General features: G+C 68.0%; 23 protein-coding genes and 2 pseudogenes. 15 read left to right on the plus strand and 10 right to left on the minus strand.

Annotated features, from left to right (window positions below; translation table 11 throughout):
• Window position 1: 1 nt before the first annotated feature.
• The 3 genes from ctaD to NBRGI_RS19095 all read left to right on the plus strand — a co-directional run bounded on the left by ctaD (window position 2) and on the right by NBRGI_RS19095 (window position 3,166).
• Window positions 2-1,708 (plus strand): aa3-type cytochrome oxidase subunit I, encoded by a 1,707-nt coding sequence (gene ctaD, locus NBRGI_RS19085; protein WP_029898176.1) that lies wholly within the window; start codon window positions 2-4, stop codon window positions 1,706-1,708.
• Window positions 1,709-1,820: 112 nt separating this feature from the next.
• Window positions 1,821-2,873 (plus strand): LacI family DNA-binding transcriptional regulator, encoded by a 1,053-nt coding sequence (locus tag NBRGI_RS19090; protein ID WP_029898177.1) that lies wholly within the window; start codon window positions 1,821-1,823, stop codon window positions 2,871-2,873.
• 20 nt (window positions 2,874-2,893) lie between these two features.
• A complete protein-coding gene (locus NBRGI_RS19095) occupies window positions 2,894-3,166 on the plus strand; it encodes a hypothetical protein (protein WP_029898179.1) in 273 nt (90 codons plus the stop codon).
• 1 nt (window position 3,167) lies between these two features.
• Here NBRGI_RS19095 and NBRGI_RS19100 read toward each other — a convergent pair whose 3' ends face one another.
• Together NBRGI_RS19100 and NBRGI_RS45285 are read right to left on the minus strand one after the other, a co-directional pair.
• A complete protein-coding gene (locus NBRGI_RS19100; RefSeq protein WP_029898182.1) occupies window positions 3,168-3,524 on the minus strand; it encodes a hypothetical protein in 357 nt (118 codons plus the stop codon).
• 72 nt (window positions 3,525-3,596) lie between these two features.
• Window positions 3,597-5,180 (minus strand): lipase family protein, encoded by a 1,584-nt coding sequence (locus NBRGI_RS45285; protein ID WP_081878143.1) that lies wholly within the window; start codon window positions 5,178-5,180, stop codon window positions 3,597-3,599.
• 135 nt (window positions 5,181-5,315) lie between these two features.
• Between NBRGI_RS45285 and NBRGI_RS19110 the strand changes: the two genes are divergently transcribed.
• From NBRGI_RS19110 to NBRGI_RS48735, 3 genes are all read left to right on the plus strand, one after another.
• On the plus strand, window positions 5,316-5,978 hold the full coding sequence (locus NBRGI_RS19110) for a TetR/AcrR family transcriptional regulator (RefSeq protein WP_051727885.1): 663 nt from the start codon (window positions 5,316-5,318) through the stop codon (window positions 5,976-5,978).
• A 144-nt stretch (window positions 5,979-6,122) separates the two neighbouring features.
• Complete coding sequence (locus NBRGI_RS19115) at window positions 6,123-7,340, plus strand: cytochrome P450 (protein WP_029898188.1); 1,218 nt, start codon at window positions 6,123-6,125, stop codon at window positions 7,338-7,340.
• A gap of 6 nt (window positions 7,341-7,346) precedes the next feature.
• On the plus strand, window positions 7,347-8,177 hold the full coding sequence (locus NBRGI_RS48735; protein WP_081878144.1) for a VC0807 family protein: 831 nt from the start codon (window positions 7,347-7,349) through the stop codon (window positions 8,175-8,177).
• Window position 8,178: 1 nt separating this feature from the next.
• On the opposite strand, the gene NBRGI_RS19125 is transcribed toward NBRGI_RS48735, so the two are convergent.
• The 3 genes from NBRGI_RS19125 to NBRGI_RS19135 form a co-directional block, all read right to left on the minus strand.
• Window positions 8,179-8,841: an MspA family porin gene (locus tag NBRGI_RS19125; protein WP_029898191.1), complete on the minus strand. Its 663-nt coding sequence runs from the start codon at window positions 8,839-8,841 to the stop codon at window positions 8,179-8,181.
• A 47-nt stretch (window positions 8,842-8,888) separates the two neighbouring features.
• Window positions 8,889-9,557, minus strand: a complete 669-nt coding sequence (locus NBRGI_RS19130; RefSeq protein WP_029898194.1) for an MspA family porin — start codon at window positions 9,555-9,557, stop codon at window positions 8,889-8,891.
• A 157-nt stretch (window positions 9,558-9,714) separates the two neighbouring features.
• Window positions 9,715-10,362: a maleylpyruvate isomerase family mycothiol-dependent enzyme gene (locus tag NBRGI_RS19135; RefSeq protein WP_029898196.1), complete on the minus strand. Its 648-nt coding sequence runs from the start codon at window positions 10,360-10,362 to the stop codon at window positions 9,715-9,717.
• A 76-nt stretch (window positions 10,363-10,438) separates the two neighbouring features.
• Here NBRGI_RS19135 and NBRGI_RS19140 point away from each other — a divergent pair, with 76 nt between their 5' ends.
• Together NBRGI_RS19140 and NBRGI_RS19145 are read left to right on the plus strand one after the other, a co-directional pair.
• Entirely contained in the window at window positions 10,439-10,876 is a 438-nt protein-coding gene (locus NBRGI_RS19140; protein ID WP_029898198.1) for a MarR family winged helix-turn-helix transcriptional regulator, read from the plus strand.
• A 177-nt stretch (window positions 10,877-11,053) separates the two neighbouring features.
• Entirely contained in the window at window positions 11,054-11,740 is a 687-nt protein-coding gene (locus tag NBRGI_RS19145; protein ID WP_029898200.1) for an LGFP repeat-containing protein, read from the plus strand.
• 21 nt (window positions 11,741-11,761) lie between these two features.
• Here the strand turns inward: NBRGI_RS19145 and NBRGI_RS19150 are convergent, their stop codons facing one another.
• Both NBRGI_RS19150 and NBRGI_RS19155 read right to left on the minus strand, forming a co-directional pair.
• Window positions 11,762-12,880, minus strand: coding sequence for a serine hydrolase domain-containing protein (locus NBRGI_RS19150; protein ID WP_029898202.1), 1,119 nt, complete (start codon window positions 12,878-12,880; stop codon window positions 11,762-11,764).
• Between the two features lie 67 nt (window positions 12,881-12,947).
• The gene (locus NBRGI_RS19155; protein WP_029898204.1) at window positions 12,948-13,814 is read right to left on the minus strand and encodes a helix-turn-helix domain-containing protein; all 867 of its coding nucleotides are present in this window, start codon (window positions 13,812-13,814) and stop codon (window positions 12,948-12,950) included.
• 118 nt (window positions 13,815-13,932) lie between these two features.
• Between NBRGI_RS19155 and NBRGI_RS19160 the strand changes: the two genes are divergently transcribed.
• Window positions 13,933-14,616 carry a hypothetical protein gene (locus tag NBRGI_RS19160; protein ID WP_235211013.1) on the plus strand — a complete coding sequence of 228 codons (684 nt, stop codon included), beginning with the start codon at window positions 13,933-13,935 and terminating at the stop codon, window positions 14,614-14,616.
• A 72-nt stretch (window positions 14,617-14,688) separates the two neighbouring features.
• Here NBRGI_RS19160 and NBRGI_RS19165 read toward each other — a convergent pair whose 3' ends face one another.
• Window positions 14,689-15,396, minus strand: a complete 708-nt coding sequence (locus NBRGI_RS19165; protein WP_029898208.1) for a cupin domain-containing protein — start codon at window positions 15,394-15,396, stop codon at window positions 14,689-14,691.
• Window positions 15,397-15,572: 176 nt separating this feature from the next.
• On the opposite strand from NBRGI_RS19165, the gene NBRGI_RS19170 reads away from it, so the two are divergent.
• On the plus strand, window positions 15,573-16,643 hold the full coding sequence (locus NBRGI_RS19170; RefSeq protein WP_029898211.1) for an NADAR family protein: 1,071 nt from the start codon (window positions 15,573-15,575) through the stop codon (window positions 16,641-16,643).
• 18 nt (window positions 16,644-16,661) lie between these two features.
• Here NBRGI_RS19170 and NBRGI_RS19175 read toward each other — a convergent pair whose 3' ends face one another.
• Window positions 16,662-16,961, minus strand: a complete 300-nt coding sequence (locus tag NBRGI_RS19175; protein WP_370627796.1) for an ArsR/SmtB family transcription factor — start codon at window positions 16,959-16,961, stop codon at window positions 16,662-16,664.
• Window positions 16,962-17,151: 190 nt separating this feature from the next.
• On the opposite strand from NBRGI_RS19175, the pseudogene NBRGI_RS48740 reads away from it, so the two are divergent.
• The 4 genes and pseudogenes from NBRGI_RS48740 to NBRGI_RS46480 form a co-directional block, all read left to right on the plus strand.
• Window positions 17,152-17,802 (plus strand): annotated as a pseudogene (locus NBRGI_RS48740) (energy-coupling factor ABC transporter permease); the annotation flags it as partial.
• A 27-nt stretch (window positions 17,803-17,829) separates the two neighbouring features.
• Entirely contained in the window at window positions 17,830-18,222 is a 393-nt protein-coding gene (locus NBRGI_RS48745; protein WP_200882195.1) for a PDGLE domain-containing protein, read from the plus strand.
• Entirely contained in the window at window positions 18,223-18,984 is a 762-nt protein-coding gene (gene cbiQ / locus NBRGI_RS19185; protein ID WP_029898217.1) for a cobalt ECF transporter T component CbiQ, read from the plus strand.
• Window positions 18,981-19,699: pseudogene (locus NBRGI_RS46480) on the plus strand (energy-coupling factor ABC transporter ATP-binding protein). Before cbiQ ends, NBRGI_RS46480 begins: the two are co-directional and overlap by 4 nt.
• A 31-nt stretch (window positions 19,700-19,730) precedes the next feature.
• On the opposite strand, the gene NBRGI_RS19195 reads toward NBRGI_RS46480, so the two are convergent.
• A complete protein-coding gene (locus tag NBRGI_RS19195) occupies window positions 19,731-20,633 on the minus strand; it encodes a LysR family transcriptional regulator (protein ID WP_029898219.1) in 903 nt (300 codons plus the stop codon).
• Between the two features lie 137 nt (window positions 20,634-20,770).
• Here NBRGI_RS19195 and NBRGI_RS47555 point away from each other — a divergent pair, with 137 nt between their 5' ends.
• Window positions 20,771-20,998, plus strand: a complete 228-nt coding sequence (locus NBRGI_RS47555) for a hypothetical protein (RefSeq protein ID WP_148310877.1) — start codon at window positions 20,771-20,773, stop codon at window positions 20,996-20,998.
• Window positions 20,999-21,020 lie beyond the last annotated feature (22 nt).

A 21,020-nucleotide genomic window follows, 5' to 3' on the forward strand; every position in this document is an offset into this window, starting at 1 on the left:
GGTGACAGCGGTAACTCCCAAGCCGGAACCGGAATTGGTGGCGCAGCGGCCGTACCCGGCGCGGCGGTTGCCGAAGGGTTCGGCGCTGTACCGGATGGTCACCACGACCGATCCGAAGGTGCTGGGTCAGATGTATCTGGTGACCTCGATGACGTTCTTCCTCATCGCGGGCGTCATGGGCTTGCTGATCCGTGGCGAGCTGGCGCGGCCGGGTCTGCAGTTCCTCTCGCCGGAGCAGTACAACCAGCTGTTCACCATGCACGGCACGATCATGTTGCTGTTCTACGCGACCTCGATCATCTTCGGCTTCGCGAACATCCTGGTGCCGTTGCAGATCGGGGCTCCGGATGTGGCGTTCCCGAGGTTGAACGCGTTGAGCTACTGGCTCTATCTGTTCGGCGCCTCGATGGCGACCGCCGGGTTCGTGACGCCCGGTGGCGCCGCCGATTTCGGCTGGACGGCGTATGTGCCGCTGACCGACATCATCCACTCGCCGGGCGTGGGCGCGGATCTGTGGATTCTCGGGGTGGGAGTCTCGGGGCTCGGCACGATTCTCGGCGGGGTGAACATGATCACCACGGTGGTGTGCCTGCGTGCCCCGGGGATGACGATGTTCCGGTTGCCGATCTTCACCTGGAACGTGGTCGTGGCGAGTGTGCTGATGCTGATGGTCTTTCCACTGCTGACCGCGGCGGCGTTGGCGCTGTTCTACGACCGGCATCTCGGCGGGCACATCTACGATCCGGCGACCGGTGGAGTCATCCTGTTCCAGCATCTGTTCTGGTTCTTCGGCCACCCCGAGGTGTACGTCATCGCGTTGCCGTTCTTCGGCATCGTGTCCGAGATCTTCCCGGTGTTCGCGCGTAAGCCGATCTTCGGTTACACGGCGCTGGTCTATGCGACCCTGGGCATCGCGGCGCTGTCGGTGGCGGTGTGGGCGCATCACATGTACGCCACGGGAGCCGTTCTGCTGCCGTGGTTTTCGCTGATGACGTTCCTGATCGCGGTGCCGACCGGGGTCAAGTTCTTCAACTGGATCGGCACCATGTGGCGCGGTCAGTTGACCTTCGAATCGCCGATGCTGTTCTCGCTCGGGTTCCTCGTGACCTTCCTCTTCGGTGGACTCTCTGGTGTGATCCTGGCCAGCCCGCCGCTGGACTTCCACATCAGCGACACCTATTTCGTTGTCGCGCACTTCCATTACACGTTGTTCGGCACCGTCGTGTTCGCCACCTTCGCCGGCATCTACTTCTGGTTCCCGAAGATCACCGGGCGAATGGCCGACGAGCGCCTGGCGAGATGGCACTTCTGGACCACCTTCTTCGGCTTCCATCTCACGTTCCTGGCCCAGCACTGGCTCGGGAACGCGGGCATGCCGCGGCGCTACGCCGACTACCTGCCCGGCGACGGATTCACCACGCTCAACACGATTTCCACGATCGGGGCCTTCGTGCTGGGCGGGTCGATGATTCCGTTCCTGTGGAACGTCTTCAAGAGCTACCGCTACGGCCAGGTCGTCACCGTGGACGATCCGTGGGGTTTCGGCAACTCACTGGAGTGGGCCACCACTTGCCCGCCACCTCGGCACAACTTCTACGAACTGCCTCGAATCCGGTCCGAGCGACCGGCCTTCGAGCTGCACTATCCGCACATCGTCGACCGGATGCGGTCCGAAGCGCACGTCGGCTGGGGCCACCGTCGACCATGATCGGGCTCTGGGTCGGTTGCCGACCCCGGCCGGAATAGGTGCTCGCCTTCGGGCGTAGGCTTCTGTATCGTTCTAGTAGAACGTTTCAGTAGACCTTGGGGAGTTGTTCGGCATGCCACCCAGAGCGACCATGAAGTCCGTTGCGGCGGCGGTGGGTGTCTCGCTGTCGACGGTCTCGAACGCCTACAACCGGCCCGAGCAGCTCTCGGTGGCGGTGCGGGAACGGATTTTCGCGGCGGCGCGGGAGCTCGGCTACACCGGTCCCGACGCGGCGGCGCGGACGCTGCGCGGCCGGCGGGCGGGTGCGATCGGCCTGATCCTCACCGAAGAGTTGTCCTATGCGTTCTCCGACCCGTTCGCGGTCGGGCTGCTGGCCGGATTGAGCGAGGTGGCCGAGCGCACCAGCACCGGCCTGCTGCTGATCCCGTTGCCGCGCTATGAGTTCGGCGCCGATGAGCAGGCCATTCGGGAGTCCGTCGAGGCGGTGCGCAACGCGGTGGTCGACGGCGTCGTGGCCTATTGTGTCGACCCGGACCACCCCGCGCTGGACGTGGTCGCGGCTCGCGGCCTGCCGTTCGCGCATTCCGACGACGAATTTCCGGGCCGCCGCGTTGTGATCGACGAGGTGGCCGCCACCAGGGCGGTCGGCGCGCACCTGGCGAAGCTCGGCCACACCCGGGTGGCCGCGGTCGTCGACTGCGGCCGCGACGCTGCGGGCGTACGCGAGATCAGCGACCTGTCGGTGCTCTACAACAACGCCCGGCTGCGGATCGGTGGCCTGCGCGACGGTCTCGGTCCGAATGCCGAGATCACCGTCGTCTCCGGCGGTCACAACTCGGTCGACTCCGGAATCGCCGCTGCCGAACTGGTATTGGATCGTCGCGACCGCCCGACGGCGATTGCCGCGATGGGCGACGTGCTCGCGCTGGGCGTCCTCGATGCCATGCGGCGGCGCGGACTGGCTCCGGGGCGCGATATCTCGGTCACCGGTTTCGACGACATCTCGGCCGCGGAAACCGCCGGCCTCACCACGATCAGGCAACCGATCCGGATGAAGGGACAGTTGCTCGGCCGCATGCTGCTCGACCCCGACTACACCGAGGAACGAGTCGTGCTGCCCACCGAATTGATCGTCCGCTCCAGTACCGGACCGGTGCGCGGCTGACGATCCGGAAAGGAATGACAATGAATCCTGTCGCGGCCACCATGGCCGTCAAAGCTGTTCGTGCGCAGGCCGACTCGGCTCGACCGGACGCGCCGGTGATGCGCGCGGAACCGGCACGGAACTCTCCGGCACGGCGCTGGATCACCGCCTATCTGCGCGCGTCGGCGCACCGGCGGACTTCGCTGGCCGATCGCCTCGACCACAGCCGGGCGACTCGCACAGCCTCCGCCACCCGATCGCTCGGTGGCGTCGGTGGCTGCCCGGGCGCCCGCGCGTCCACCTGTACGCCCTGAGCTACAGCACGGCAAGAACGAGGGCGGCCAGCAGCGCCAAGCCGAAAGCCGCCAGGACGGCGAGCGTGAGCGCGCGCAGCAACCCCGGCCCGACGGCTCGGGCGATGCCGTAGCCCGCACCGCCGCCGAGCGCGGCGAGCACGAATCCTTCGCCTTTGACCAGATAGAACACCGAGGCCATGGCCGCGTTGCCCGCCTCGCCGACACCCTGCGCATGGTCGCCGAACGGGATCGGAAACCGGTAGACCACACCGACCAGGGCGGCCGCTACCGGGGCCGACAGCACGGCCGCGATCAGCCCCCAAGCCGCCACCGCCCACAGCGCGGGCAGGCCCAGCCGCTCTCCTTCGATCCCCATACACGCCCTCTCTGCTCGCCAGGTGTTCGTGTTCAGCGCAAGGCTCAACTGTAGGGGTGCGGTAGCGGCGAGTCAGCACCTCCCGAACAGCCAATAGCCCGGCTGGTCGCGGGTGGGCCGCGCACAGAAGGCGCGCACCGCGTCGACGAGTTCGGTGACGCTCACCGCGCCGTCACCGTCGCGATCCAGGCGCGCGAAGATCTCGCGCGACTCGGCTCGGGAAAAGTTGCCGCCGAGCAGGATTCGATCCAGCTCGGCCGATTGGAGCAGGCCGTCCCCGGTATCGGCGAGAGCGATGACGGCGCGCGCCAGCGGCTCGATGTCGCCGGCGAACTCGGCGCCGGAACCGAGCCAGTCGGCGAATTCGGCTGCGCTGACCCGGCCGTCGCCGTCGGCGTCCGCGGCCGTGCGGACCGCATGCCACAGCGCGCGGTATCCGTGCCGGACGGCCTGGGCTTTGGCCGAGCCGGGTGGCTCACCGGCCGCTTGCACCAGGCGCAGGGCCAAGGCGTCGTAGTCGTCGCGAGTGAGGAAACCGTCGCCGGTGCGGTCGAGCAGATCGAACCCGCAGCGTGCGGGACCGCTCGAGCAGGTCTGCGGCCGTTCGAGCACATCGTTTGCCCACGTGTGGATTTCGTCGAGTCCGGCGGTGAGCATCGCCGCATGCGTGGCGTCCGGGTACACGGCGTAGGTGAGTTCGGAGCCGGTGTCGCGCAGGTCGGCGGCGAACTGCTCGACCACCACGAGCGGAATCACCTCGTCCACGCCGCCCGCGGCGAGGAACAGCGGCCGATCGAGCCTGGTGAGCGGGACCCTGCACGAGTCGAGGACTGCCGCGATCAGCGGGCGGTCCACCAGCAGGTCGGTCGTACCGATGTGGTCGTTGGTCGCGGTGGAGATCGCCTTGAACATCTGGCCGAGAGAGGCGTGCGTAGCGAACTCGACCATCGCTCGCCCGGCCGGGGTGAGGAACGCGCGTGCGTCGAAGTCGGGCCGCCCGGTGCGCAGACCCGCGAGCAGGAACGGCACGAAGATGGTGAGCGGGCCGGCGCCGTCGCTGGTCTGCAACCGAATGATGGTGGTGGCGTGCACCGGTGGCGCCAGTGCCACCGTGCCGCGGAAGTCCAACTCGGGCGCGTAGCTGGTAGCCGCGATCGCGGTGAACAGGGCCGCGTGCCCGCCCTGGGAGAAGCCGACGACGATCCACGCGGTGCTCAGCGGGTGCGCCAGCCCGTGCGCGGCGCGCACTGCGTCGATGACGTCGTCGAACACCGCCTCTCCGTTCAGGTATGGATGGGGACCCGGCGTCGCCAGACCTTCGTAGTCGGTCGCCGCCACTGCCCATCCGGCGGACAACCACGCCCCGACGTGCAGCCGTTCCAGCTTCGACAGGCCCGCCCGGGACGGTGCCGTGGTGTCGGCGAGACCGCAGGTGCCGTGGGCGTAGCCGACCACCGGCCACCCGCCGGGCGGCGCGGCGCCCGTGGGCACGAAGACCGAACCGCCGATGGTGCGGCGCGCGCCGTCGTATCCGATGCTGCGGTAATGGATCCGATAGCAAACGGCGCTGCCGACGGGCCACAGTTGCTCCGGTAAGCGCTCGTGGTGGAGCAATGTGCCAGGTGCCCGGTCGTATCTCGCCGATCTCCCGCCCATCACCGACCTCCGTACAGAGACGACGCACCAGCGAACATCGTGGCCGCGGCAAGCTACTGGCAACGGCTGCGCCAATTATGTCGCGAGGTCGCGCACCGGGTCGGCGGAATCGGGAACCGGACCTAAGGTGAGGCAATGGTCTCGACTCCTCAGCGGCGGCCGCGCGCCGACGCGGTCCGCAATATCGAGCGCATTCTGGATGCCGCGCGGGTGGTGTTCGCCGAGCACGGCCCCGACGCGCAGTTGAGTGCGGTCGCTCGGCGTGCCGGAGTGGGGGAGGCGACGCTGTATCGGCATTTCGCGGGCCGGGACGAATTGATACACGCCGTGCTCGCCCGGCGCTTCGACGAGGCGATCGCGCCGGTGGCCGCCGCGGCGTCGGACACCGCGGATCCGTGGCAGGCGATGGTCGACATGCTGACCGTGGTGCTCGAGGTGGCCGCGGACGAGCAGCGCACGATCGCGGCCGCGCAATCGCCGAATATCTTCACCGGGTTGGCCGCACAGTATTTCGAGACGTTCGGTGTCGTGCTGCGGCGGGCGCAGGACGCCGGGGTGGTGCGTGATGATCTTGTCGCCGCCGATCTGCCCCGGCTGACCACGATGCTGATCGGCGCGCAGCGGCTCGGCGGCGCCGCCGACGCCATGTTCCTCGGGATGGGCACTGCGGGGCAGGGGCCGGGCGAGGGATGGCGGCGCTATCTCGCACTGATGCTGGACGCGATGCGGCCCGCCGCCGCTACCCCGTTGCCACCGTTCGATGCGGCCGCAACCACGGAATCTCCCCGCGGCCGTTGAGTTCTCGCTGATCAGCACGTCCGGTCAAGGCTCGTAACGAGAGTCGACTCTCATTTGTGCTACCTTCGGGTCAGCGACGCAAGTGAGAGTCGACTCTTGCTTCTCTGTCGCGGTCCTGCGTGCTGAGTGAATGGGATTCGATCGATGACGCACACCGCCTCCGTACCGTTCTATCGACGACGAGAACGATTCGACCCGACCGCCGAACTCGTGCGGCGTCGACAAGCCCGGCCGGTGAGCCGGGTCGAGCTGCCGATGGGGCCGGTGGCCGTCCCGGTGTGGCTGGTCACCCGCTACCATGATGCCAGGCAGGTACTGAACGATGCTGCGCTGTACAGCAATTCGTTCGATCGCATGGCCGAGCACCTGGCCGAGCTGCTCGGCGCGCAAGCCGCCGCCCGGATGGCCGACGTCGCACCCGGACCGCTCGTCGTCGCCGATCCGCCGGAGCACACGCGCCTGCGCCGAGTGCTGACCCCGGAGTTCACGGTCGCCCGGATGCGCAGACTGCAACCGCGCATCGCGCAGATCGTCGCCGAACATCTGGATGCGATGGCCGCGCACGGCGGTCCGGTCGACCTGGTCCAGAGCTTCGCGCTGCCGGTGCCGTCGCTGGTGATCTGCGAGCTGCTGGGCGTGCCCTACGCTGATCGCGCGGAGTTCCAGCAATGGGGCGCGGCCCAGCTCGATCGGTCGTTGAGCCATGTCGAACGCGCTGCCGCAGGCGCCGAATCGCGCTGGTACATGGCTGAATTGGTGCGTAGGCAACGAGCGGACCCGGGCGAGGATCTGCTCGGCATGCTCGTTCGCCGGCACGGCGCCGCCCTCTCCGACGCGGACCTGATCGGTATCGGCGCGTTGCTGTTGCTCGCCGGACACGAGACCACCGCGAGCATGCTGGCGTTGAGCACTCTGCTGTTGCTCGAGCATCCGGATCAGTGGGCGCTGCTGCGCGACGATCCGGCGAGCACGGATCACGCGGTCGAGGAACTGCTGCGCTATCTCTCGATCGTGCATCACCCCGGTATGCGAACGGCGCTGCGGGACACGGTGATCGGGGACCAGCCGATCGCCGCGGGCGATATGGTGCTCTGTTCGATTCCCGGCGCGAACCGCGATCCGGCCCTGGGGCCGGGCGGTGACACCTTCGATATTTCCAGGAAGCCCAGCGGTCATCTGGCCTTCGGCCATGGCATCCACCACTGCGTCGGCGCACCCCTGGCACGCTTGGAACTGCGGATCGCGCTACCGGAACTGGCTCGCCGATTTCCCGCGCTGTGCTTGGCCGTGGCGCCGGACGAACTCGTGTTCCGCGCGGATTCCATCGTCTACGGCGTGCAGTCGCTGCCGGTGCGGTGGTAGTGGCGCATGCGGGTTCAGGTGGATAGAAATATGTGCATCGGGTCCGGGAATTGCGTGCTCGCCGCGGCGGCGGTGTTCGACCAGGACGACGACACCGGCCTGGTCCGGCTCGTGGCGCAGCGACCGGCGGCCGGGCATCGACTCGCGGTCGAGCACGCGGTGGCGCGCTGCCCGGCCGGTGCGATCACCGTGCTCGACGATGAGAGAGCAAGTCCGGCAAAGACTTCCGGGGTGCTGGTTGCCAAGACGGTCGTGGTCGACGTCGGGGTGCCGTACGCCGCCTATCTCGCGTTGACGCTCGCGGGAGTCTCCGATGTCGTCGCGCTCGTCGCCGCGGGCGGTGTCTCGGCGCTGCGGGTCGGGGTGGGCTACCTGAGGCATCGACGGGTGAGTGCGCTGTCGGTGCTCGTGCTGAGCCGATTCGTGCTCGGCGTCCTGGCCGGTCTGCTGACCGGCAATGCCACGGTCGTGCTGCTCAAAGATCCGATAATCACCGCGGTGATGGGCGCGGTGATCCTGGTGTCGCTGGCGCTGTGGCGACCGTTGACCTATTACATCCGTAGAGATTTCGTCCCCGACGGACTCAGCTGGGACGAAGCCTGGCGGCAGTCGCGGGCCTTCCGGCGACAGCACCGCACCGTCGCCGCGGTGTGGGGTGTCGGCCTCATCGCGGAATCGCTGGTGCGGGTCGCGCTCGTGCTCACCAGCCCGGTGCAGGTGGCGGCCGTCGCGTCGCCACTGGTCGGCACCGGGTGCATCCTGCTGCTGTTCGCATGGATGAACTGGCATGTGCGAGTCGGCGAACCGAGGAAAAGCCAAGCGGCGGCAGATCGATGAGTCAGCCGATGCTGAACGGCTGTCCCCACAGGGTGACCACCGAATTCACCGTGGCGGTGGCGACTTTCACGCGGACGAAGGCGCGGGCTTGGGCGTAGCCCGCACAGCCTTGTACACCGATCGTGGAATCGGCCCAGGTGACGCTGCCGCTCGTGCCCTTGAATTTGTTTCGGGTGCTGTGTGATTCGTTGCCGAAGTCGTCGGCTTCTTCCTGGTCGAGCAGATACAGGGACTTGGCCTGGCCCGGACCTAGGGTGAGGTTGCCGCCCGCCTTGCCGCCGATCTCCGGTTTCTTGCCCTCCCAGTCGGTCTTGGCGTCGACGCCGCCGTTCACGCCGCCGCCTTTGAGCGTGACCTGACAGCCCACCACGTAGCCGGGATAGATCTTGCCGCCGACCGCGTCGGAGCCGGACAGTTCGACCTGTGCCGAGCCCGACACCCACGCGTTGCGGTGGACCGGGGTGGCGCCCATGGACGGACTGATGGTGGCGGATTCGCCGACCAGCCGGACCGTCAGCACCGTGCCGTCCGACAGCGTCTTGGTGAGCTCGCCGCCGGGCAGCGCAACGACGGTGTCGGCGTGGGCGGCGGTGGGGCACAGGCCGAGGGCCGCGGTCGCGGCGACGCCGGTGGCCAGGCGTGCCACGGCAGCGCGATTGATCATCGAGGTATCCTTGGGTCGAATGCTGTTGTGCGAGGGGGGCTTCGGTGTCATCCGATGCTGAACGGCTGGCCGTAGAGGGAGACCTTGGCGTAGTTGTCGCCGATGATCTCGGCCACCGTGTACGAACGCGCCTGGGCGTATCCCGCACAGCCCTGGATCTGTATCTCGACGTCGCGGTACTCGATCGAGTAGACGCCGGGGCGCAGGATGTCCTTGCCTTCGATGCCGACGAAGCTCACCTGGCCGGGGCCGAGCTTCAGGCCGATCGAGCCGCCCACTTTTCCGCTGGTGAGATTGGCGCCGGCGGACAGCCCGGCGGAAATGGCGTTGTCGCTGATGCTGACCTGGCAGCCGACGATATACCCCGTGCTGAGCCGCGACGCTCCGTGCGTCGAGGAGTTGTTCGTGCCCGGCGCGTTCTTGGCTCCGTTGTTGGGGCCGGGTTTGCCGGGCGGGGTCGCCGTCACGTCCGCGATCACCGTCCCGGTCAGCCACGCTACGCGTCCGGCTCCGTTGGCCGCCAGTGACTGCGAGATCAGCGCACTTTCCTGCGTGCGACTGATCTTCAAGCCGGGGCCGAGTCGTTCTCCGTCCGGTAGCGGCACAAAGGTATCGGCATGCGCCGCACCGGTAGCCGACAATCCGAGCGCCACAGTCGCCACGACACCGAGCCCGGCAGCTCGCACGCCGCGGTTGCCCGCGCGAAATCTATTCATGCCTACCCTCATCACCTTGTAGGGGTGCGAAATACGCACCGCAAGAACAGATCACCGCTCCGTCCGTGCGCCGGAGCGGTGATCGCGCTGAGCGTAGGCCCGCCTCGTAGCCCCCGACCACCCCCCAACCGGCCGAACCCCCCATCCATCCGGCTGGTCACTCTTGGTGGAGGGGGAGGCCTTCGGTGGTGAGGTGGTGGTGCAGGGCGGTGCGGCCGGTGGCGAAGAGGAGCAGGGCCTTGATGGGGCCGTGGATCTCGCGGCCCGTGCCGAGGGACCAGTCGATGTCGGTGGCGCACAGGCGGATACCGTCGAGGCGGTGCCGGGCGAACACCGGCCAGCCGATGGCGGCGGCGCGCTGGGTGGCGACGGCGGCGGCGAGTGGCGGCACGTCCAGGTTGCGCCCGAGCGGAAGCGCGATGTCCTGGCCGTGCACCATCGTGTCGAACAGGATGTTGCGATAGTTGGTGAGTTTGGGCAGGGAACGGTCGGCCGCGTGTGCGCGGATGTCCGAAACGAGCTGTGCGACAGGATGTTCGGCGTATGCGGTGGTGAGCTGGTCGATCATGCGGTTGTAGTCGCCGCGCGCCCGGACCGCGGCGGTGAGCATCGTCCAGCTCGAGGGAACCTGCGGGGTGAGGGCGAGATGCGCGGCGACGTCGCGGATGCGCCATCCGGCGCACAGCGAGGGGCTTTCCCATTCGGCGGGGGTCAGTTCGGTGAGCAGGTCGGCGATCGCGTGGCGCTGGGCTTCGATGACCCGCCAGCTGCCTTCGCGGTCCAGCGTGACTTGTTCGGTCGGCATGGCGCACCTCCCGCTAGCATTGGTCAGTGACTCTGACTAGTATCGTCAGTCTCTCGTACTAATGTCAAGGAGTGTGATGGCAGACGAGCAGCTCAACGTGGGTCTGCTGATGATGATCGCCTACCGATCGATGGAGAACCGGGTCTTCGCCGCGCTGGCGGAGTCCGGCTACGGCGACCTCACCGTCGCGCAGGGCCGGATCGTCGCGCAGATCGGTGCGGAAGGCACCCGTCTCACCGAACTGGCCGAACGGGCTCAGGTGACCAAGCAGACCGCGGGCTTTCTGGTCGACCAACTGGAACGCGCCGGCTACGTGGAACGCGTCGCGGACCCCAGCGACGGCCGCGCCCGCCTCGTCCGGCTGACCGCACGCGGGCGGGCGGGGGCGACGTACGCGAACTCGGTCGCCGAGCAGGTGCAGACCGAATGGGCCGAGGAACTCGGCACCGCGAGTATGCGCCAATTGCGGCGGACGATGACCCGGCTGCGCGCGATCACCGACCCCTACGCGTGAGTGGGCAACGCGGAGAGCGGATTCGGCTCCTCCTCGGTCGCCCCTGTCGAAAGTCTCCGGGCGCAAGTAAAATCGAGGCATACTCTGGGGGCATAAGGAGGGACCATGTCATCTGGTCCGCGAAATTCGAAACATCGCAGCCTCGTTCGAGCAGCTCGGGCTGCCACCATTCTGGCGATGTGCACCGGCTTCGCCCTGGTTCCCGCCGAATCCGCCGCGCAACCCTATCCGATCTACGGCGCGATCCGAATCGAATACGACGCGGCCGGTGGTGTCGCCTTCTTCGGTGTCGCGGTGAACCCGGAGTCCGATGCTTCCCGCGGCGGGCGCTGGCAGGCATTCGAGAAGGACAGTTCGATCTATTGGCATCCACTGGTCTCCGACGGGCATGCCAATCAGATCGGCGGTGCGATCCGTGCCAAATGGGGCGAACTCGGGTGGGAGGACGGCGCTTTGCGATATCCGACCAGCCGGGAAATGCCCACCCGTAAACCGGGGCGTTTCAACCACTTCGAGGGCGGCACCATCCATTGGTCCCGGGCCACCGGAGCACACAACACCTGGGGCGCGATCCGCGACAAGTGGGCGACGCTGTCCTGGGAGGACGGCCGGCTCGGGTTCCCCGCCACCGACGAATTCCGTGCCAAGAACAACGGCGCGGGCCAGCATTTCGAGGGCGGTTCGATCTACTGGTCGGCCGATACCGGCGCCCGCGTGGTGGTCGGCGCGATCCGCGAGATCTGGGCGAGCCAGAACTGGGAGAACGGCCGCTACGGGTACCCGATCAGCGACGAGTACGACTACAACAACGGCCGCGCCCAGGATTTCCAGGGCGGCCGCATCGAATGGCAGCCGCCCCGCTGACGATGAGCCCGTAGGGTCGGGTCAACCGCAGAGCGCGAGTTGGGTGAAAGCGTGTAGTGCGAAGTCGATGGGGTGTGGCTGCGGCTTCTGCGCGGAATCGAGTTCGTTCCACCGCTGCATGTTCACGGCCAGCGCCAGTTGCCGCTGTCCGTCGGCGCTGATCATGGCAAATGCCCCGCTGCCCCAGGCGGAGCCGTCGTGGCCCCAGAAGACGCCGTGACCGGGCACGGTCAACTTGTGCAGGCCCAGACCGTAGGTGATGGTCTTGCCCTCGAACGAGATGACCGGACAGGTCTGCTGCATCTGCGCCAGTGACGACGGGCTGACTATGTCACCCGCCAGCAAGAGGCGATAGAAGCGGTTCATATCCGTGACGGTCGAGATGAGCGAGGCGGACGGGCCGACCCACGACATGTCGAAGACGCTGAAATCACGGGGCGGATCGAACATGCCGAACCACGCCTCGTAGTGCAGGGAGTGCGGACCGGTGAGGTAGGGCTCGGTGGGGAGTTCGGTGTCCGTCAGTCCGGCGCGTTCGATGACGTCACGGGTGATGCACTGCTCCGCGGACAGACCGCTCACCAACTCCAGAAGTTGGCACAGCAGAAGGTAATTCGTGTTCGAGTACACACCGGGTGTACCGCCGGGCGCGCCGGCCGCAGGCGCACCGACACCCAGTTCGATCAGCTCGACCGGATGGAAGCGGGTGAAACGGTTGTCCTCCAGGCTTTTCGGCGTAGTTCTGCCGACGGCAGGGAAGGCGGCGAGCGAAGGATAGGCCAGCGGCAGGTATTCGGCGAGACCGCTGGTGTGGTTGATCAGCATCCGTACGGTGATCGCCGCGCCGCGCGTACCGGGAACCAAGTGCGGCAGGTAGTGGCCGATCGGTGTGTCCAGGGCTATTTCGCCGTGCTCGACCTGCTGCAACACCGCGGCGGCGGTGAAGGTCTTGGTGATGCTGCCGACCCGGTGCCGCATCTCGGTGGTGACCGGCTTGCCGGTGGCCAGGTCGGCGACTCCGGCTGCGCCGCGCCAGGTTTGGTCGCCGGCCCGCACCTCGGCGAAGGCGCCGGGCAGTCCTGCGGCATGGACGGCGTCCAGGGCTGCTTGCAGTGCCGCGGGGTCAAAAGTGCTGTGCACGACAGCTGTCCTCTCGTTGTCGATGGGTGACGCCCCGGCGGCAATGGGCCGACCGGGGCGAACACCACTATCGATCGAGCGGGGCTGCGGGGTATTGGAAGAATTTTCCCCACGCCCGGTACCGGTGCCGCGCGATGGCAGGCAAATACTGGGCCTGCAATGCCCCGGGCGTATCCGCGGCGAAGATCGACACGTCGCGGCAGAGGTGGGCCTGGTCGGTGTAGCCGGAATCCGCCGCGACCGCGGCAGCGGGCCGTCCGGCCAGCAGGCCGTCGACCGCGTAGCGGAATCGGGCCAGCATCGCCGCGCGCTTGGGCGTCAGCCCGATCTGGGATTCGAACCGCGCCCACAGTCGCTTGTGACTCCAGCCGAGAGCTTCGGCGAGAGCGCCGATCCGTACCTGCCCCCGCGCGGCAAGAATGCGGTGCCAGCCCGCCGATACCTCCGGGTCGAGCGTGTGCGATCGCCGATCCTGCTGTGCCAGAAACGATTTCGTCAGAGTAAAACGCTCGTCCCAGCTCTGCGCGGAGGCGAGTTGGTCGCGCAACTGCCGGGCGCGCTGCCTCCACAGATCTTCCAGGGCGACGGGCCCGCGGCCCAGCTCGGCGGGCGATACGCCGAGCAACGAATACGCTCGCAGCGGCGAGAGACGAAGCTCGACGCATTCGGCGCGTGCGCTGTGCACTCGCATCGGGTCGAGTGCGAGCCCGGTCACGAAGCTGTCGAGGGTGCGCCGTCCGCTCGCGTCGTCGACGACCACTTCCCGCGTCCCGAACCCGATCACCACGGTGATCGCCGTAGTCCCGGCGACGCGCAGATCCAGCCCGCTGCCGTCCAGATCGCGGTAACCGATGATCGCGGCCCCCGGCGGCGCGGCCGAGGCCGCGAAATCCCAGCTCGTTTCGGGCTCGCGGTCGATGTGCACAACTCCCACGCGTTCAGGCTACGCATCGCCCGACGGGCGCGTTTCGGCTCATTTATGCAGGTTGTGCATATGTCGGTGCGGCGGGGGTAGGCGGTAGGAGCAGTTACTTCGACGAATGGAGGCTCTGATGAACGTCGATGACAACGTTGCTGCCGACCGCGGCCCGGCACTCCGGATACCCCGCAGTCGCGGCGCCCTCGGCGGGCTCGCGGTGCTGCTGCTGGGGATCTGGGGCGCGCTGATTCCGTTCCTCGGACCGTACTTCGATTTCGCGTTCACCCCGGACGGCTCGTGGGTGTGGACGTCGGCGCGTGGCTGGCTCGAGGTGCTGCCCGGCGTGGTCGCGATCGTCGGCGGATTCCTGATGTTGACCAGCCGGAATCGGCTCGTCGCCAGTTTCGGCGGATGGCTGGCCGCAGCGGCCGGTCTGTGGTTCATCGTCGGTCCGTTCCTGGCGGATCTGCTGAACCTGGGTGCGCTCGGTGAGCCGGTCGCGTCCTCCGATCTCAAACGGGCACTCTTGCAACTGACCTTCTTCTACGGTCTCGGCGCACTGATCCTGTTCTTCGCCGCTACCTCGCTCGGCCGGTTGTCGGTGCGCAGCGCCCGCGATATCGCCTTCGCGCGCCGTGAGGTCGACGCGCGGACCATCCGCACGGACAACCGTGGCGCCGTGGTCGCGCCGGAACCGGTACGCACGACCGACCGTGGGGCCGTGGCCGCACCGGAATCGGTGCGCACGACCGACCGCCCCACCTTCGAAACCCAGCCTCGACTGCACAAGCCGGGCCTCGGCGGCGGGCACGCCTAGCCGCTGCCGCCGAACAGTTGCCGGCCGATGGCCCGGGCGGTCGGTGGTGCGACGGCCGCCCGGGACGCTCGGTTATTTGTGGCGGGTGATCACCACGGGCTTTATCTCGGTCGGGACGTTGGCGAAGGCCGAGACGGGGATGCCGAACGACGCGGCGAGGACCTCACGGGGAAGCGAGTTCAGGGTCGCGACGATTCCGATATCGTCATTGGGTTCCTTGGCGCTGGTGTTGAAGGTGACAAGAACGTCCAAAGGCGTGTCGGCACTGGCATTTTCGAAGTAATGGAAATAGCCCTGCGGCGCGAAGACCAGATCGCCCTGGTCGGCCTCGAAGACGTCGTTGTGATAGGTCCCGTCCGGGTGCGTGCCCAGGATCGTCCACTTGGCTTTGCCGGAAATGATGTAGTTCAGTTCCCACGCCGAGGGATGCCAGTGCGGTTCCCGAATGCCGCCACCCTCCAGGTGCACGAAGTAGACCGACCCCTTCTGTCCTTGCAGCACAGGGAAATTGTCCTCGTTCGCCCCTTGCAGGTACCCGCCGTCGAAGTTCGCCCGTTCGGCGGCGCGCAACTTGAACAGGTGGGAGGCGTTGTTGAGATTGCTGTCGAGTGCGCCGTCACTCGCGAGCGCGGGCGGGTCGGCGGGACTCGCCGCGGCCGCCCCGACCAGTCCGCCGCCGAGCGCGGCCGCGCCGACGGCGGCGACGCCGGTGCCGAGCAGCGCTCGACGATCCATCCCGCCGTTGTTGTTGTCCTGCTTGGCATTCGAGTCTTCTGACATTTCGCCGTCTCCTGATGCGCAAGAACCGAGTGAATGGGTAAGCACCTCTGCGATCTAAGTTAACCTTGCAACACTTCTGTCGCCAGGTGACACGCGTCATAATCCGGTAAGTCCGATTCGGTGCCGTCGCGGCGCGGAACTGTTGCGGGTCAACGGCTCCCGTTAAGGTCGTCGGCATGACGGTCTTCAACCGCACCTACCGGGAAGTCGACGGCGAGCGCATCGAGGGAACGTGGCGGCACGCGTTCATCCGCAACGGCGACTACTTCCTGACCGATCTGAAGATCTACGCCGACGGCATGGTGGACTGCTGGGGTCTGGTGAATCTGACCGAGTTCGCGGCGAAGGTGCGATCGGGCTGGGTTGCCACGACTTTGCCCGCGGGTGCGAAGGCCAGCGTGCACGAGCTGGCCCAGTGGACGTTCGACGACCCGCACTCGTGGATCGACGCCGACGAGCTGATCGGCGAGGTCGCCGACGAGGTGGAGCGGCTGGCCGGGCGACCCGACGCGCGCGCCCGCTGTCGACTGGCCGTCGACGCCTGCCTCGCCGAGCCGACCGGGCAGAACCGCGACGCGTTGCGCGCCGCGTACCTGGCGATCCCGGCGCACCTGCGGGTCTACACGCTCGGCGACATGGATTACAAGGATCGGCCGATCGTCGCGCTGTTCGACGACGACGAGCAGGAACGCGCGTGGGCCGTGGAGTACTTCGCCCGGCGTGAGCGGGAACGGGAGGCCTCCGCACAACGAAGGGCAGCCGATGGACCGGAGGAGCCGCAGGCACTGGCGGTCACCTTCGGTGGCATCGGATATCCCGGTGGCTGGCCGGCGGAACCCGGCCTGGAGGCGCTGCAAAACCGTTACCCCGCACCGATCGTCGTCGCCGGGATCACCTATCCCACTGTCGAGCACGCATATTGGGCGCTGAGCACGTCCGACGAGACGGCGCGCGCCGATATCGCCGCCGCCGAGACCGCGTACCGGGCCGCGGAAGCGGCTCGTGACCTACCCCGGCGGCCGGGCTGGTCCGATGCCCGGCTCGCCGTGATGACGGGCCTGCTGCGGGCGAAGTTCCGTCAGCATCCGCACCTGGCCGACCTGCTGCTGACGACGCAGGACGCCAAACTGCTGTCCAACGAACACTTCTCGCGGTTCTGGGGTCCCGGCCGCGGCTGGGTCGGGCGGCTGCTGGAGGTGGTCCGCGCCGAACTCGCCGCGGAACGCGCGGGGATTACGGATTTCTGAGAGCGGCCTGCCACCTGCTCAGGGGAAGCCGTGCTCTAGCGCCTCGCTCGCGTGGGTGGCGCCGATCCAGTGCAGGAGCCGGTGGATCGTGTCGTCGGCGAGCCGGTACCGCACGATCCGGCCTTCCTTGCTGCTGGCGACCCAGCCCTGCTGCCGCAGAATGCGCAGCGCCTGGGACGCGGCGGTGGCGGACATGCCGACGGCGGCGGCAAGATCACTGACGCTGATATCGGGCGCGTAATGCAGGCAGACCAGCAGGCGCAGGCGGTTCGCGTCGGAGAGCAGGTCGAACCGGCCGGCCCAGTGCTCGATCGCCATGATGTCCAAACCGGACGCGGCGCGGCGCGCGTGCTCGGGATTCAACGGAGGACTTACTGCCACTCTTCTACTCTGCCACCTCGCCGATCGCCGTTCGCCGTGGACCGATCCGGCGAGCCGAACACGTATACATCTGTTCACGTGAAAACATGACCGCGTATTGTCTCGCGAGGTGAGCACTACGTTGGCAATGCATATGAGCGACGGCATCGTCGATGTCCCGACCAGTGCCCTCTTCGCCGTCATCGCCGTCGCCGGACTGGCTTTCGCGGCCTGGCGGGCGCGGGCCGAACTCGACGAGCGCGCCGCGCCGATGGCGGGATTGGTCGCCGCGTTCATCTTCGCGGTGCAGATGGTCAATTTCCCGATCCTGCCGGGCGTGAGCGGTCACCTCCTGGGCGGGGCACTGGCGGCGATCCTGGTGGGGCCCTACGTCGGTGCGCTGTGTGTGGCGATCGTGCTCGTCGTTCAGGCGCTGCTGTTCGCCGACGGCGGGTTGAGCGCGCTGGGCACGAACATCACCAATATGGCCCTCATCGGCGTCGCGGTCGGGTATTCGGTCGCGCGCCGGCTGCTGCCGGTGCTTGTCGACCGCGTCCGTTCCGGCATCGGCGTCGTCGCATTCCTCGCCGCGTTCGTCGCAACGGTGTGCGCTGCGATGGGATTCGTGCTGGAGTACACGATCGGCGGTGCGGCGGGCTCGACGGTCGGCGCGGTGGCGGGGTACATGCTGATCACCCACGCGCTGATCGGCGTGGGCGAAGGGGTCATCACCGCGATCACCGTGGTCGCCGTCGTCAACGCGCGCCCCGATCTGGTCTATTTGCTGCGCCGGGCGCGGGGCGGCGCATCGCCGGTGCGCGCGCGAGTGTCGACGACCGGTTTCCTCTGGGCCTTCGCCGCGGTCGCGGTGCTGATCGCGGGATTGCTGTCCTACGTGGCCAGTTCGCAACCCGACGGCCTCGACGCCACCACGCAACGCGGCTGCACGGTGGTGCAGACCGAGGGTGTCGAAGAACTGCGCGGCGAATGCATCGCGCAGAACGCCGAGGAGCACCGGTTCGCGAATTCGCCGCTGGCCGACTACACGATCGCCGGCGACGACGGACTCACCGGGTTGGCAGGCGTACTGGGCGTCGCCGCCGCGTTCGCCGCTCTGTTCGCCGTGCTCCGGATGATCCGGGCGGGGCGGGCCCGGGAGGGAGAAGTTCACGCGCACAACGAGACAACAGACGACCGCGCGACCCCGGGATCGCCGTAGGTGCCCGGTACGAGCAATCGTCTCTATCTGCCCGGCGCCTCGGCCGCGCACCGAGCACCGGTCGAGGTGAAGATCGTCTGCGCGGTGCTGACCGTGTGCGCCGTCGTCGCGACCCCGCGAGAGTTGCTCTGGCCCTTCGCTTGCTACGCGCTCGGGTTGCTCGCACTCTGGCGGTGGATCGGCATTCCGGCGCGCTGGATCGCGCCGCGCCTGCTGATCGAAGTGCCTTTCGTGGTGTTGGCGGTGCTGCTGCCCTTCGCGACGGGCGAACCGCGCACCTCGGTGCTCGGACTGTCCCTGTCCACGACGGGCCTCTACGCGGCCTGGGGCATCGTGGCGAAAGGGACTATCGGCGTAGGTGTTTCGCTGACCTTGGCGGCGACCACCGCGGTCCGGGAACTGCCCGGCGGCCTGACCCGGCTGCGGGTCCCGGGCCTGATCGTCACCATCGTGGTGCTGATGCTGCGCTACGTCGATGTGCTGGCCGACGAGGCCGCGCGCATGCGGCTGGCCCGGATCTCGCGCGGTGACGACCCTCGCACGCTGCGCCAGGCCGGCGCGACCGCGCGCGGGGTGGGCAGTCTGTTCCTGCGGTCATATGAAAGAGGTGAACGGGTGCATCTGGCGATGCTGTCGCGTGGTTTCACCGGCGTCGTGCCGGATCTCGGTGAGCGGGCTGCCGGGCTGCGGCACTGGCTGCTCGGCTGCCTGCCCGCGGTCGTGGCCATCGGAATCTGCCTGAGCGCCTGGGTGGTTCGGTGACCTCGGCGCCGGCGCCCGCGGTGCGCCTGCTCGACCTGCGGTTCGCGTACCCGGACGGCACCGCGGCGCTGCACGGGGTAGATCTCGAGATTGCCCATGGTGAGCGTGTCGCCGTGCTCGGGCCCAACGGTGCGGGGAAGTCGACGCTGATGCTGCACCTCAACGGTGTGCTCCGGGCAACATCCGGCGAAGTCCACATCGGCGGAACACAATTGGGCCGCGAGACCGCGCGGGCTATCCGGGAGCGGGTGGGCGTGGTCTTCCAGGATCCCGACGACCAGCTGTTCATGCCGACCGTCGCGCAGGATATCGCGTTCGGACCGGCCAATTTCGGCGTGCGCGGCGCGATGCTCGCCGAGCGGGTCCGCGACGCACTCGCGGCGGTGGGGATGACGGACCAGGCGCAGCGCTCGCCGGCCCGGCTCTCCCTGGGCGAACGTCGCCGCGCCGCCTTGGCCACCGTATTGGCTTGCCGGCCCGACGTTCTCGTCCTCGACGAGCCCGCCGCCAACCTCGACCCGGTCGCGCGTCGCGAACTCGCCGAGATCCTGCTGACCCTGCCGACCACGCTGCTGATGGTCACCCACGACCTGCCCTACGCCCACCGCGTCTGCGACCGCGCCGTGATCCTCGACGGGGCCGGATCGTCGCCGACGGCCCTATCGACACCATCCTCGCCGACGCCGAACTCCTTGCCGCGCACCGCCTCAGCTGACGCGCAGGCGTCCGGTCACTCGCCGAGGCGGTCAAGCGGTCTGCGTGGTGGCGGCCAAGCGGATGTGGTCGGCGAGCGCGGTCAGGGCAGGGGAGTCGAGGTCGGCCTTACTGCCCCAGGCGATCAGGTGGTGGCGGTGGGACCAGGCGTCGGACAGCTCGCACAGGTCGAGGGTGGAGTCGGCGTGGATCGCGTTGCGGGGGACGATCGCCAGGCCGACGCCCGCGGCGACGAGCGTGATGACGGTGGTGAGGTCGGCGACGCGGGTGCGGTAGCGGGGCAGCGGACCGCCCTGCACCCCGACGTGCTGTTCGATCCACTGCTGCAGCGACGAGCCGGTATCCAGACCGACCAGGGGATGCTCGGCGACTTCCCGGAAGGTCAGCATCGTTCTTCCCGTGAGGATTCCACCCGCCTGTCCGATGGCCACGAGTGAGCCGTCGCAGAGCGGTTCTACCCGCAGCCCGCAATCGCCGGCCTCGTTGCCGATCACGATGCCGAGGTCGGCCGCGCCATCGGTGAGCATCCGGACCATTTGCGGGGTACGGCGTTCCGCGACAACGACATCGATGCCCGGTTGCGCACGCAGGAACGAGATCAAGGCCCGCGGCACGATCTGATGCATCGCGCCGCCGCCGCTGAGCAGAGTGAGTGCGACCTCGGGTGAACTCGTGTAGCCGGCCAGCGCGCTGTCCAGCCGCGCGGTCTGCCGCAGCACCTCCCGTGCATGCCGTGCCAGCGTGGTACCCGCGGGAGTCGGGCGGACGCCGCGACGGCCACGGATCAGCAGCGGCAAACCGGCCTGATGTTCCAGCGCGCGGATCCGCGCGCTGGCCGAAGGCAGGCTCAGGTGCATCCGTTGCGCGCCCGCCGTGATGGACCCCTCCGAGACGACGTCGAGGAACAGCCGCAGGTCGACCAGGTCGTAGTGCACCCAGTCAGCCTAAGGCGCTGCCTGAGGCTGCATGCGTGGATTGCGCATTGTGGCTGGGCGACCGTTAGGTGACGCTAGGTACCTGGCGTGCTGGTTTCACGCCGCAGACCGAAGCGAGGCGGAATCGAGATGCCGTGGTGACTAAACCTGTCGCGAACCCTAGCGAACTGGGGCCTGCGCCGGACGATCCCGATACCGATGTCGTGCGGCTGTTCCGGGTCTTCGGCAGGCGCGCCTTGTTCTCGGCCGCGGTGGCACTGCTGGCGGGGCAGCATCTGCTGGCGGTGTTGCTTCTGCTCGCCGGTCTCGGTCTCCTGGCGGTACCCGGATCGGGCTGCTCGGATGGTGAGCCGCCGGACCGGTAGACCTACGGGTCCGACGACTCAC

The sequence above is a fragment of the Nocardia brasiliensis IFM 10847 genome (assembly GCF_000710915.1).
Taxonomy (GTDB): domain Bacteria; phylum Actinomycetota; class Actinomycetes; order Mycobacteriales; family Mycobacteriaceae; genus Nocardia; species Nocardia brasiliensis_A.

Coding starts and splice junctions, on each gene's coding strand:
- NBRGI_RS19090 (WP_029898177.1), top strand. CDS start 1,821: ATGCCACCCAGAGCGACCATGAAGTCCGTTGCGGCGGCGGTGGGTGTC.
- NBRGI_RS19095 (WP_029898179.1), top strand. CDS start 2,894: ATGAATCCTGTCGCGGCCACCATGGCCGTCAAAGCTGTTCGTGCGCAG.
- NBRGI_RS19100 (WP_029898182.1), bottom strand. CDS start 3,524: ATGGGGATCGAAGGAGAGCGGCTGGGCCTGCCCGCGCTGTGGGCGGTG.
- NBRGI_RS45285 (WP_081878143.1), bottom strand. CDS start 5,180: ATGGGCGGGAGATCGGCGAGATACGACCGGGCACCTGGCACATTGCTC.
- NBRGI_RS19110 (WP_051727885.1), top strand. CDS start 5,316: ATGGTCTCGACTCCTCAGCGGCGGCCGCGCGCCGACGCGGTCCGCAAT.
- NBRGI_RS19115 (WP_029898188.1), top strand. CDS start 6,123: ATGACGCACACCGCCTCCGTACCGTTCTATCGACGACGAGAACGATTC.
- NBRGI_RS48735 (WP_081878144.1), top strand. CDS start 7,347: ATGCGGGTTCAGGTGGATAGAAATATGTGCATCGGGTCCGGGAATTGC.
- NBRGI_RS19125 (WP_029898191.1), bottom strand. CDS start 8,841: ATGATCAATCGCGCTGCCGTGGCACGCCTGGCCACCGGCGTCGCCGCG.
- NBRGI_RS19130 (WP_029898194.1), bottom strand. CDS start 9,557: ATGAATAGATTTCGCGCGGGCAACCGCGGCGTGCGAGCTGCCGGGCTC.
- NBRGI_RS19135 (WP_029898196.1), bottom strand. CDS start 10,362: ATGCCGACCGAACAAGTCACGCTGGACCGCGAAGGCAGCTGGCGGGTC.
- NBRGI_RS19140 (WP_029898198.1), top strand. CDS start 10,439: ATGGCAGACGAGCAGCTCAACGTGGGTCTGCTGATGATGATCGCCTAC.
- NBRGI_RS19145 (WP_029898200.1), top strand. CDS start 11,054: ATGTGCACCGGCTTCGCCCTGGTTCCCGCCGAATCCGCCGCGCAACCC.
- NBRGI_RS19160 (WP_235211013.1), top strand. CDS start 13,933: ATGAACGTCGATGACAACGTTGCTGCCGACCGCGGCCCGGCACTCCGG.
- NBRGI_RS19165 (WP_029898208.1), bottom strand. CDS start 15,396: ATGTCAGAAGACTCGAATGCCAAGCAGGACAACAACAACGGCGGGATG.
- NBRGI_RS19170 (WP_029898211.1), top strand. CDS start 15,573: ATGACGGTCTTCAACCGCACCTACCGGGAAGTCGACGGCGAGCGCATC.
- NBRGI_RS19175 (WP_370627796.1), bottom strand. CDS start 16,961: ATGGCGATCGAGCACTGGGCCGGCCGGTTCGACCTGCTCTCCGACGCG.